This window comes from Bradyrhizobium sp. MI1.10, assembly GCF_055811035.1.
Genome location: NZ_JBVVPN010000047.1, coordinates 17,138 through 28,835, shown reverse-complemented (window position 1 = coordinate 28,835; position 11,698 = coordinate 17,138). Strand labels below are relative to the sequence as shown.

10 protein-coding genes are annotated in these 11,698 nt (G+C 64.1%); 3 read left to right on the top strand and 7 right to left on the bottom strand.

The window, feature by feature from the left end; genetic code table 11:
• Nucleotides 1-262 precede the first annotated feature (262 nt).
• Nucleotides 263-769, bottom strand: coding sequence for a MarR family winged helix-turn-helix transcriptional regulator (locus AC0L3K_RS33570; protein WP_354200162.1), 507 nt, complete (start codon nt 767-769; stop codon nt 263-265).
• Between the two features lie 83 nt (nt 770-852).
• Between AC0L3K_RS33570 and AC0L3K_RS33565 the strand changes: the two genes are divergently transcribed.
• A complete protein-coding gene (locus tag AC0L3K_RS33565) occupies nt 853-2,073 on the top strand; it encodes a cytochrome P450 (RefSeq protein ID WP_354162194.1) in 1,221 nt (406 codons plus the stop codon).
• A gap of 44 nt (nt 2,074-2,117) precedes the next feature.
• A complete protein-coding gene (locus AC0L3K_RS33560) occupies nt 2,118-3,329 on the top strand; it encodes an ABC transporter substrate-binding protein (RefSeq protein ID WP_007597950.1) in 1,212 nt (403 codons plus the stop codon).
• A gap of 176 nt (nt 3,330-3,505) precedes the next feature.
• Here AC0L3K_RS33560 and AC0L3K_RS33555 read toward each other — a convergent pair whose 3' ends face one another.
• The gene (locus AC0L3K_RS33555; protein ID WP_354127032.1) at nt 3,506-4,768 is read right to left on the bottom strand and encodes an NAD(P)/FAD-dependent oxidoreductase; all 1,263 of its coding nucleotides are present in this window, start codon (nt 4,766-4,768) and stop codon (nt 3,506-3,508) included.
• A gap of 307 nt (nt 4,769-5,075) precedes the next feature.
• Between AC0L3K_RS33555 and AC0L3K_RS33550 the strand changes: the two genes are divergently transcribed.
• Complete coding sequence (locus AC0L3K_RS33550) at nt 5,076-6,248, top strand: ABC transporter substrate-binding protein (RefSeq protein ID WP_007597947.1); 1,173 nt, start codon at nt 5,076-5,078, stop codon at nt 6,246-6,248.
• Between the two features lie 150 nt (nt 6,249-6,398).
• On the opposite strand, the gene AC0L3K_RS33545 is transcribed toward AC0L3K_RS33550, so the two are convergent.
• From AC0L3K_RS33545 to AC0L3K_RS33525, 5 genes are read right to left on the bottom strand one after another with little or no spacing between them, the layout of a single operon-like run.
• The gene (locus tag AC0L3K_RS33545; RefSeq protein WP_473367617.1) at nt 6,399-8,270 is read right to left on the bottom strand and encodes a bifunctional sugar phosphate isomerase/epimerase/4-hydroxyphenylpyruvate dioxygenase family protein; all 1,872 of its coding nucleotides are present in this window, start codon (nt 8,268-8,270) and stop codon (nt 6,399-6,401) included.
• A complete protein-coding gene (locus tag AC0L3K_RS33540) occupies nt 8,267-9,004 on the bottom strand; it encodes an ABC transporter ATP-binding protein (protein WP_007597945.1) in 738 nt (245 codons plus the stop codon). Before AC0L3K_RS33540 ends, AC0L3K_RS33545 begins: the two co-directional genes overlap by 4 nt.
• 10 nt (nt 9,005-9,014) lie before the next feature.
• Nucleotides 9,015-9,758: an ABC transporter ATP-binding protein gene (locus tag AC0L3K_RS33535; protein WP_219678996.1), complete on the bottom strand. Its 744-nt coding sequence runs from the start codon at nt 9,756-9,758 to the stop codon at nt 9,015-9,017.
• A complete protein-coding gene (locus AC0L3K_RS33530; RefSeq protein WP_354127030.1) occupies nt 9,755-10,753 on the bottom strand; it encodes a branched-chain amino acid ABC transporter permease in 999 nt (332 codons plus the stop codon). Before AC0L3K_RS33530 ends, AC0L3K_RS33535 begins: the two co-directional genes overlap by 4 nt.
• Nucleotides 10,750-11,625 (bottom strand): branched-chain amino acid ABC transporter permease, encoded by an 876-nt coding sequence (locus tag AC0L3K_RS33525; RefSeq protein WP_354127029.1) that lies wholly within the window; start codon nt 11,623-11,625, stop codon nt 10,750-10,752. The genes AC0L3K_RS33530 and AC0L3K_RS33525 overlap by 4 nt, the downstream gene beginning before the upstream one ends.
• Nucleotides 11,626-11,698 lie beyond the last annotated feature (73 nt).

Here is an 11,698-nt window from a genome sequence, read left to right as displayed (position 1 = left end):
AGCAGCGTTTCACGCTGCAGCGCGCCCGGGACACGAGAGTTGAGCAAGCCTAAATACGCCAGCCCACCTGCCGCATCATTCTGCACGATTCTTTTGTTGCCTAAGCAACTAATTTATGCGAAGCGTTCCAGATAAAGACTGACGGCGGAAGGAACCGCCGCGTCGGATCCTGGAGGAAGCAATGCTCGGCAGAGAGGGTGCCGCGGGCGAATGCCGGCGCGTGCCTGGACATGACAGAGGTCGGCGCCGGCTGCGTAGCCGGTCAGGTCTCGGTGCTGCCGGTCACTGCGCCGAGATTTTCGTGCAGGCGGCGCAACAGGTCGATCAGAACCTCGCGCTCGCCCTTGTCCAGGCAGGACAACAGGCGCCGTTCGCGCTCGAAGGCCGCGACGATCACCTTGTCATGGATGGCGCGGCCCTTCGCCGTCAGCGAGATCGAATGGGTGCGCCCGTCGTTGGGATCGGTGCGGATCGAGATCAGCCCCCGCTTTTCAAGGCCAGCCAGCGTCCGGCTCACCGGGCCCTTGTCGAAACCAATGACGTGGCAGATGCGCGAGGCGGGGATGCCGGGCTCGATCGCCAGCAGCGACATGATCCGCCATTCCGTGACGTTGACGCCGAACTGCCGCTGATAGAACGCGGTGGCGCTGTTCGAGAGCTTGTTGGCGATGAAGGTGATGAACGCGGGGACGTAGCGGTCGAGATCGAGCGTCGGTCCCGTCTCGGCGTGCGCAGGTTTTTGGCGGGCTCTGGTCGAAGACGGCGGCATATCGGGATTCTGTCTCGCGGCGTGTCTGGAGACCTAAGGGTAAGCGCCGCACTTTCACAAGTTCAAAATGAGGGAGGACTTCCATGAGCACATCCAGCTCCCCGGAAATTAACGGTTCGTCGGCCGTCCCGCATCTCGACGTCGATCCTTTCGCAATGGATTTTTTCGCCGATCCCTATCCCACGCATGAGCTGCTGCGGGAGGCGGGACCTGTCGTCTATCTCGACAAGTGGAACGTCTATGGCGTGGCGCGCTATGCCGAGGTTCATGCCGTGCTGAATGATCCCGCGACGTTCTGCTCCAGCCGCGGCGTCGGTCTCGCCGATTTCAAAAAGGAGACGCCGTGGCGGCCGCCGAGCCTGATCCTCGAAGCCGATCCTCCCGCGCACACCCGTACCCGCGCCGTGCTCTCAAAGGTGCTGTCGCCGACGGTGATGAAGGGGCTCCGCGACCGCTTTGCCGCGGTAGCGGAACAGCGTGTGGACGCGCTGCTGGAGAAGCGCAGCTTCGATGCCATCACGGACCTCGCCGAGGCCTATCCGCTGTCGATCTTCCCGGATGCGCTCGGGCTGAAGCCGGAGGGGCGCGAGAATCTCATTCCCTATGCCAGTGTCGTGTTCAACGCCTTCGGCCCGCCGAACCAGTTGCGCCAGGAAGCGATCGCGCGCTCGGCGCCGCACCAGGCCTACGTCACCGAGCAGTGCCAGCGGGACAACCTCACGCCCGGCGGCATCGGCGCCTGCATCCACGCCCATGTCGACGAGGGTGCCATCACCGCCACCGAAGCGCCGCTGCTGGTGCGTTCGCTGCTGTCGGCGGGCCTCGACACCACGGTCAACGGCATCGGTGCTGCGGTGTATTGCCTGGCGCGCTTTCCGGAGCAGTGGCAGCGCCTGCGTGGCGATCCCACCCTGGCGCGCAACGCTTTCGAGGAGGCCGTTCGTTTTGAAAGCCCGGTGCAGACCTTCTTCCGCACGACAACGCGCGAGGTCGAACTGTCAGGCGCGACCATCGGTGAGGGCGAGAAGGTGTTGATGTTCCTGGCGGCTGCCAATCGCGATCCGCGGCGCTGGGACAAGCCTGACAGCTACGACATCACCCGCCGCACGTCCGGCCATGTTGGCTATGGCTCAGGTATTCACATGTGCGTCGGCCAGCTGGTCGCGCGGCTGGAAGGCGAGACAATGCTCGCGGCGCTGGCCCGACGGATCGCAAAAATCGAGATCACGGGCGAGCCAAAGCGCCGCTTCAACAACACGCTGCGCGGGCTCGACAGCCTGCCCGTGAGCATCACGCCGGCCTGACGCGACCGGCATCGAAAACAACAAATACGACAGGGGAGGGAACAATGAAGAACTTGAAGTGGACGCTTGCGCTGGCCGCGAGCCTGATTGGCGGCGCGGCAAATGCCGAGATTTCGGACAATGTCGTGCGCGTCGGCGTGCTCAACGACATCTCAGGCATCTTCCAGGACACCAACGGCATGGGCTCGGTCGAGGCCGCGCGCATGGCTGCCGAGGATTTCAACGGCGGCGGCAAGGGCATCAAGGTCGACATCGTCTATGCCGATCACCAGAACAAGGCCGATGTCGGCAACGCCATCGCGCGCAAATGGCTCGATGTCGAGGGTGTCGACGCCATCGTCGACGTGCCGAACTCGGCCGTCGGTCTCTCCATCAACACGCTGCTGCGCGACAGCCGCATGACGTTTCTTGCGTCGTCCACCGCGAGCTCCGATCTCACCGGCAAGGCCTGCTCGCCCAACACCATCCAGTGGGTCAACGACGCCTGGGCCACCGGCAACACCACGGCGGCGGCGATGATGTCGCGCGGCGGCAAGGAGTGGTATTTTCTCACGGTCGACTACGCACTCGGCAAGGGCATCGAGGCGGAAGCCCAGAAATACATCGAAGCGCATGGCGGCAAGGTGTTGGGCTCCAGCAAGCACCCGCTCGGCACCTCCGACTTTGCCTCCTTCCTGTTGCAGGCGCAGGGCTCGAAGGCGCAGGTGATCGGGCTCGCCAATGCCGGCGGCGACACCATCAACGCGGTAAAGCAGGCCGCTGAGTTCGGGATCCAGCAGGGCGGACAAAAGCTCGTCGCCTTCCTGCTCTTCATCAACGACGTCCACGGCATGGGCATCAAGGTCGCGCAAGGGCTCCAGCTCATGGAAGCGTTCTATTGGGACATGAACGACGACACCCGCGCCTTCGCCAAGCGGTTCGCCGCGCGGCCCGGCATGAACGGCAAGATGCCGAGCGGCAACCAGGCCGGGGTCTATGCATCCACGCTCGCTTATCTCAACGCGGTCGCCGCGACCGGCAGCGACAACGCCAAGGACGCCGTGCCCGAGATGAAGAAGTTTAGGGGTAAGGACAAGCTGTTCGGCGACACCACGATCCGCCAGGACGGCCGCGTCGTGCATCCGATGTATCTGTTCGAGGTGAAGAAGCCGGAGGAATCGAAATATCCGTACGACTATTACAAGCTGGTCTCGACGATCTCTGCGGAGCAGGCGTTTCGACCGTTGGCGGAAGGTGGGTGCGGGTTGGTGAAGTAGTGATGTAGCCGCGAGCGCCGCTGCACCCTCTCCATCTGTGGGAGAGGGTGGCTTCGCAAAGCGAAGCCGGGTGAGGGGTTCTCTCCGCGAGTCATTCTCTTTCGAGCGCGCTGAGACAGACCCCTCATCCGGCGCTTCGCGCCACCTTTTCCCGCAAGGGGAGAAGGAAGAAAAAGCTACACCACCTTGCTGCTTCCCTGCGTAATCAGCCGCGCGGCGCGCTGGTCGCGGGCGTAGATCCAGAGCCAGCTCAGCGCGACGCTGAGGCGGTGGCGCAAGCCGATCAGGAAGTAGATGTGGGCGATGCCCCAGATCCACCACGCGATGGTGCCGCGCAGCTTGATGCGGCCGAAATCGATCACCGCGAGCCGCTTGCCGATCTGCGCGAGGCTGCCGGAGTGTTTGTAGCGGAACGGCCCGGTCGGCTCCTGGCGCAGCCGGGCCTTGATGGTCTCGGCCACGTGACGGCCCTGCTGCTTGGCGGCCGGCGCGATGCCGGGCACCGGCTTGCCGTCCCAGGCGTTGATCAAAACGGTGTCGCCGATCGCAAAGATTTCTGGATGACCGGGGATGGTGAGATCGGCTTCCACTTGGACGCGTCCGGCGCGATCGGCCGGTGCGCCCAGCCATTCCGCGGCGGGCGAGGCACGGACGCCGGCGGCCCAGATCTTGGTTTTGGCATCGAGCCGCTCGCCGCCGAACACCACGCCGTCGCGGTCGATCTCAGTGACGGCCTGTCCCAGCACGACCTCGACGCCGATTTTCTCCAGCGAGGCCTGCGCATAGGCCGAGAGATCATCGGGAAAGCCTGCGAGCACGCGCGGACCCGCCTCGATCAGCACCACCCGCGCCTTGTTGGTGTCGATATTGCGGAAGTCGGCTGGCAAGGTGTGGTGCGCCATCTCGGCGATGGTCCCCGCGAGCTCCACGCCCGTTGGACCGGCGCCGACGATGACGAAAGTCAGCCGTGCCGCGCGTTTGGCCGGATCGGTCTCGCGCTCGGCGCGCTCGAACGCCACCAGGATATGACGGCGCAAGGTGGTCGCGTCCTCCAGCGTCTTCAGGCCGGGCGCGAACTGCTCCCATTCGTCGTGGCCGAAATAAGCGTGCCGCGCGCCAGTGGCGAGCACCAGCGTGTCGTACGGCACCTCGCTGCCATCGTCGATCAGCACGCAGCGCCTGTCGGCATCGACGCCGCTGACGGTCGCAAACAGCGTCGTCACATCGCGCCGGTCGCGCATCAGGTGCCGGACCGGCCAGGCGATCTCGCTGGTCGCGAGCGAGGCGGTCGCGACTTGGTAAAGCAGCGGCTGGAACAAATGATGGTTGCGGCGGTCGATCAGCGTGATCTCGACCGGGCTGCCGGCGAGCCGGTAGGTCGTCTCCAGCCCGCCGAAGCCGGCTCCGACAATGACGACGCGGTGCGGTGTCGTGGTCATGTTGCGCCCTCGAATCTCGCTGCTCTATTCTCTCATTTAAGTGCGGATTGGGCGTGGCGGTCCAATAGCCGTCATCAATGGACGCATAGGCTAAGGGTATCGAGTGTATCGCTATCCCGCGAAAAAGCGCCGCATGCTCCGCCGAAGTGAGTAGAATTATATTTCTTGCTATCGCCGATCGGGGCGAAATATGGTGCAGGGGCGGGCGCCGAGCCATTGGCGGCGCGAGAGATTTTGCGTTCAATAGAGATGACCCGGGGCGGCAATCACCCCGCTTCCGGGCATAATAATATGGAGGGGAGTGGTTATGAGGACGGCATTCTGGCTGGCGGGCGCAGCGGCGCTGGTGCTGGCAGGCCCGGCATCCGCCGGCGACACCATCAAGATCGGTTTCGTTTCGACCTTCAGCGGCCCGACCGCCGTGATCGGCAATGACATGCGCAACTCGTTCGAGCTCGCGCTCGATCATCTCGGCCGCAAGATGGACGGCAAGCCGGTCGAGGTGATCTACGAGGACGACGGACAGAAGCCCGACGTCGGCAAGCAGAAGACCGAGAAGCTGGTGCAGTCCGACAAGGTCGACTTCATCGTCGGCTATATCTGGTCCAACGTGCTGCTGGCCTCGCTGAAGACCGCGGTGGACTCGCAGACTTTCCTGATCTCGGCCAATGCCGGCCCGTCGCAACTCGCCGGCGATCTTTGTTCGCCCTACGTGTTCTCGACCTCCTGGCAGAACGACCAGACTCCGGCTGCCATGGGCCTCTACATGAACCAGAAGGGCGTCAAGAGCGTGTTCCTGATCGGCCCGAACTATGCCGCCGGCAAGGACATGCTCGCGGGCGTGAAGAGCACGTTCAAGGGAGAGGTCAAGGGCGAGGAATACACGGTCTGGCCGAGCCAGCTCGACTTCTCCGCCGAGCTGTCCAAGGCGCGCGCCTCGGGGGCCGAGTCGATCTTCGTGTTCTATCCGGGTGCAGCCGGCGTGCAGTTCCTCAATCAATATGCGCAGGCCGGGCTGAAGAGCACGATGCCGCTCTACACGGCTTTCACCGTCGACGAGCTGTCGCTGCCGCTGCAGAAGGAGAATGCGCTCGGCGTTCCCGGCGCGCAGGAATGGGTGAATGATCTGCCCAACGAGCAGAACAAGCGCTTCGTCGCCGACTATCGCAAGAAATACACCGGCCTGCGTCCCACCTATTACGGCGCGCAAGCCTACGACGCGGCCCAGCTCATCAACAGCGCGGTGGTCGCGGTGAAGGGCGACACCAGCAAGAAGGACGCGATGAAGGCCGAGATGGAGAAGGCCAACTTCAAGTCGCTGCGCGGTCCCTTCAAGTACGGCAAGAACCACATCCCGGTGCAGAGCTTCTATCTCCAGGACGTGGTCAAGGACGGCGAGGGCCAACTCTCGCTGAAGACGGTCGCGACCATCGTCGAAAACGACCAGGATCGTTTCCACGACAAATGCGCGATGAAGTGAGCTGATTGCTTCTCCCTCTCCCCGTCCTTACGGGGAGAGGGGTTCTCAGCTCTCTCTCTCTTCATTGCGAGCGTAGCGAAGCAATCCAGAATCTTTCCACGGAGGGATTCTGGATTGCTTCGTCGCAAGGGCTCCTCGCAATGACGGCCACTACACCCGCGGCATGCTCACAGGCCGCACTTCGCGTGACTGCGCGGCAAGCCTGATCCCGGCATTGGCTGCACCAAACCCCTGATAATCCCGCCGCTCCACGATCTCGAAGAAGAAACGCTCATCGAAGATGTGGGTGTAGACTTGGAAGAACTCCCCGTCGCCTTCGCGGTCGTAGAGAATATGGTTGGCGCGCAGCTGCGCCATCAGCTCGGGTGCGAGGTCGTATTTGGCTTCGATGTCATCGTAGTAATTGTCCGGGATATCCAAAAAATCCGCGCCCCGCTTGCGCATTTCCGCGACCGCCGCAAAGATGTCGCGGCAGGAGAATGCAACGTGCTGCACGCCCGAGCCGAAAAACTCCGAGATGAAACGGGCCGGCAGCGTGCGGTTGGCGGATGAGCCGTTGAGCACGAAGCGCAGGCTCTGGTCGCCGTTGATGACGGCCTGGCTTTGCACGAGGCCTCTGGGATCGGCGATCTCCATCTGCGGCAGCCGCTCGAGATCGAGGATGCCGGTGTAGAACAGCAGCCAGGACAGCATCTCGTCGTAGGGCATCGACTGCGCGATGTGATCGACAGCTAGCAGCGCGTCCGCGCCGGCGTCGCTCGGGACCGGTTCGAAATCCGTGTTCCAGTTCTTGCCGGCTTGGTCGAGAAAATACAGCAGGCTGCCGCCGACGCCGTGAATTGCGGGAATCTCGAGCTCGCCCGGCCCGACCGGCTGGTAGAAGGTGCGCGCCTTCAGTGTCTCGGCGCGCTGCATGACGAGGCCGGCATTGTCGACGTCGAGCGCGATGGCGCAGACGCCGGGGCCATGCGTCACGTAGTGCGAATGCGCAAAGCCGTCGGTCTCGGAGTTGACGACGAGCTCGACCTTGCCTTGCGACCATCGCTCCACCGCCTTGCTGCGATGCTTGCCGGTCTTGCGAAAACCGAGTTGCGCGAGCAGGCGGGCCAGTTCGCCGGCCTTGGTCTCGTTGACGGCAAACTCGATGAATCCCGTGCCTCCACTTTTGGGCTTGGGCGCCAAGGGTTCGCTGACGAGCTTTGGCCAAGCCGGTGCAAGCTGGTCCTCCAGCAGGATCAGCGAACGCAGGCCGTCGACCGCGGTCTGTATGGCCGAGCCGGCGCGGAATTGGTCGTTGAAGATCTCCAGCGACAGCGGCCCGGCATAGCCCGTCGCCGCGATCGCCGCCATGAACTCGCCGACCGGCAGGTCGCCCTGGCCGGGGAAGGAGCGGAAGTGCCGGCTCCACGACAAGATGTCGAGCTCGAGCTTCGGCGCGTCCGCAAGCTGGACCAGGAAGATCTTGTCGCCGGGGATCGAGGCCATCGCGCGGACTGGAAAGCCGGGGGCCAGTGCGTGAAAGCTGTCGAGGATCACGCCGATCGCGGGATGGTCGGCGCGCCGCACGATCTCCCAGGCGTCGCGGTAATCGTTGACGTGGCGTCCCCAGGCCAATGCCTCGTAGCCGACGCGCAAGGACCGCTTGGCGGCGTGCTCGCCAAGCTTGCGAAAATCGTCTGCGGCGCGGTCGATGCCGCCGAGCGCGGCCGGCGACACGTTGGAGCAGATCAGCAGCAGATCGGTGCCGAGCTCCTGCATCAGGTCGAACTTGCGTTCGGCGCGGGCAAAGTTGCGCGAACGCTGCGGCTCCGGCATGCCCTCGAAATCGCGGAACGGCTGAAACGCGCAAATCTCGAGATTGAGGTCCCCGCAGAGCTTTGCGATGTCGCGCGGGCCTGAGCCGAACGACAGCAGATCGTTCTCGAAAATCTCGACCGCGTCGAATCCGGCGGATGCGATGGCGCGGAGCTTTTCGTCAAGGGCGCCGGAGAGAGAGACCGTTGCGATCGAGCGTTTGGTCATGCTGCGTTGTCCTCCATGGCGCCGCCAAGGAACAATTGTCCGATGCGGGGATCATTCAAAATGCGCTTCGCACCGTCGACCATGCGGGTCTGGCCGAGCTCGAGCACGATGCCGATGTCGGAAATCTCCAGCGCCGAGCGTGCGTTCTGCTCGATCATCAGAATGGTGACGCCGCGGTCGCGCAGGGATTTCAGGATGTCGAAAGTCTGCTGCACCATCAGCGGCGACAGGCCGATCGACGGCTCGTCGATCAGCACGAGCTTCGGCTCGAGCAGCAGCGAGCGGGCGATTTCGAGCTGCTTCTGCTCGCCGCCAGATAGCGTGGAGGCCTGCTGCGTCGATTTCCGCCGCAGCGCCGGGAACAGGTCGAGCGCGGCCTCGATCCGGCTCTGCAGGTCGATGCCCTTGCCGGCGGAAACGCCGCCGAGCTCGATGTTGTGGCGCACCGACAGCTCGGGAAAGATGTTGCGGCCCTGCGGCACGTAGCAGATGCCGGCATTGAGCAGCGCGCGCTGGCTCAGATTGGTGACGTCGCGGCCGGCGAAGCTGATTTTGCCCTCGCGCAGCTTGAGCAGGCCGAAGATCGCCTTGAACACGGTGGACTTGCCGGCGCCGTTCGGGCCGATGATGGTGGTGATGGTGGCCTGCGGCACGGCGAAGGTGGTGCCGTTCAGGATCGTCATCTTGCCGTAGCCGCCGACGAGATTGTGAACCAAGAGGATCGGATCGCTCATGGTCGCTCTCCTAATGTCCGAGATAGGCTTCGATCACGGCGGGGTTCTTTCGGACCTCGTCGGGTCGTCCCATTGCCAGCACTTTGCCTTCCGCCATCACCATCACGCGCGAGCACAGCGACATCACGAATTCCATGTTGTGCTCGATCACGACGAAGGTGGCGTTCTTCTCGCGGTTGATCGCGACTAGCCGCTCCTTCAGGTCCGCCAGCATCGACGGGTTGACGCCGCCGGCGGGCTCGTCGAGCAGCACCAGCCGCGGTCCGCCCATGAAGGCCATGGCGGCGTCGAGTAGTTTTTGCTGGCCATAGGACAAACCGCCGGCCGGCTCGTCGGCAAGATGATCGAGCTTGAAAAAGCCGATCATCTGGTTGGCGGCCTCCGTCAGGCCGGCATCGGAGCGGCCGACCAGCCGCGAGGCCATGCTGCCCTGGTGCTCCTGTCCTGCGAGGATCAGGTTCTCGCGCACCGAGAGTTTTGGGAACACCTGCAGGAGCTGGAAGGTGCGGCTGACCCCGAGCTTGTTGAGCTCGGCGGGTCGCAGGCCCGTCACGACCTTGCCGTCGAGCTTGACCTCGCCGCCGCTCGGCGTGAGCTGGCCGAGGATGCAGTTGAACAGGGTCGACTTGCCGCAGCCGTTCGGTCCGATCAGGCCGAGGATCTCGCCCTCGCGGACGTCGAAAGAGACGCCGCCGACGGCGCTGATGCCGCCAAAATTCTTCTTGATGTCGGAGACTTCGAGGACCGCGCTCATTGCACTGTCTCCAGCCGGGACTTTGCGACGGCGCGCTGGGCCGAGGCCGCCTTGGTTCGGCGCTCGGCGAGATAGCGGTCGAGGATTCCCAAAATGCCGGTCGGCGACCAGATCAGCAGCCCCATCACCGCGATCGCGTACAGCATCAGATAATATCCCTCGGTGAAGCGCAGCCATTCCGGCAGCAGCACCGCGATCATCGCGCCGAGGAACGGACCCAGGAAGAAGCCGGCGCCGCCGACGATCACCATCATCAGGAGGTCGAGCGAGAGCGACAGGTTGAACGGCACGGGATCGATATATTGCGTCAGCGGCGCATAGAGCGCGCCAGCGACGCCGCCGAGCGCCGAGCCGATCGCGAATGCCATCAGCGTATAGCGGCGCGTGTCGACGCCCAGGGACTGCGCCCGCAGCGGGTTTTCACGCAACGCCATGAAGGCGCGGCCCCAGGGCGAGCGGATCAGCCACCACACTGCAAGCGACACGATCGCGAGCGAGCCGAGACAGACATAGTAGAACGGCAGCGGCTTGTTGGTCGCGATGCCGAAGATGTGCGGCCGCGGAATGTTGGAGATGCCGTAGATGCCGCCGGTGAGCCAGCTCTCGTTGCGAAACACCAGGAAGGCCAGCGTGGAGAAGGCGAGCGTGACGAAGGCGAGGTAGTGGTGCTGCACCCGCAGCGCCGGATAGCCGAGCACCCAGCCGACCGCGAAGCTCAGGCCGATCGCGACGACGATCGCCGCCGGCAGCGGCCAGCCATGCGTGGTCATGATCGCTGCCGCGTAAGCGCCGATGCCGACGAAGGCGCCCTGCGCCAGCGAGACCTGGCCCGCATAGCCAAGCGTGAGGTTGAGGCCCATCGCGGCGATGGCCATCACCGCCCATTGGCTCAGGATGAACAGGCCATAGCGGTTGAAGTTCATGGGGACTGCGATCAGCGCAGCGATGACGATGAGGCCGAACGCGATCTTGAGAGGTTTGGCGAAGCCGCTCATACGGTGCGCTCCTCGGCGCGGCCGAGCAGGCCCTGCGGCCGGAACAGGATGACGGCGATCAGGAAGATCATCGGCACGGCGGCGCGATACTGCGTCGAGACATAGGCGGCTGCGAGATTGTCGAGCACGCCGATCAGGAGGCCGCCTGCGATCGCGCCTCGCACCTGGTTGAAGCCGCCGATGATCGCGGCGATGAAGGCAGCCTGGCCCAGTACCTCGCCGGACGTGAATTTCGCGAGGTAGATCGGCGTGATCAACAGCGAGGCGAGCGCGACCAGGAACGCGTTGATCAGGAAGGTCAGGAGAATCATGCGCTCGACAGGGACGCCGATGATGCGCGCCACCGTCGGGTTCTGCGCCGCCGCCTGCATCTGGTGGCCGAGCGAGGTGCGGTCGAGAAGCGCAGTCAAGCCGAAGACGGCAAGGATGGCGAGGAGGAGAACGCCGATGCTTTGCAGCGAGACGGCATGGCCGAGGATGGAGATATCGCCGGTCGGCACGATCGAGGGGAAGGGTGAGGCTTCGGCGCTGAAGAACTGCTTGACGGCCTCCTTGAGGCCGATCGCGAGCGCCATGGTCGCGATCGCGAGCGGCAGCACGCCGTGGCGTAGCATCGGATCGACCAGTAGCATCTTGAAGGCGAGGCCGAGCAGGAGCATCGAGAGCAGGATGCCGAGGATGATCGCGAGCCAGAACGGCGCGCCGGCATGCATCGCCGCCAGCATCAGGAACGCCGGCAGCATCACGAACTCGCCCTGCGCGAAATTGATGGTCTGCGAAGTCTGCCACAGCAGCGTGAAGCCGACCGCGACCAGCGCATAGATCGCGCCGGTGGCAAGTCCCGCGACCAGAAGATCGAACAGATTGGACATTTTCCCCTCTCGGCGCTCGCGCTCTGTCTTCTCGCTCTCCCCGCTCTTCCTTTTCTCCCTCTCCCCGCGAAGG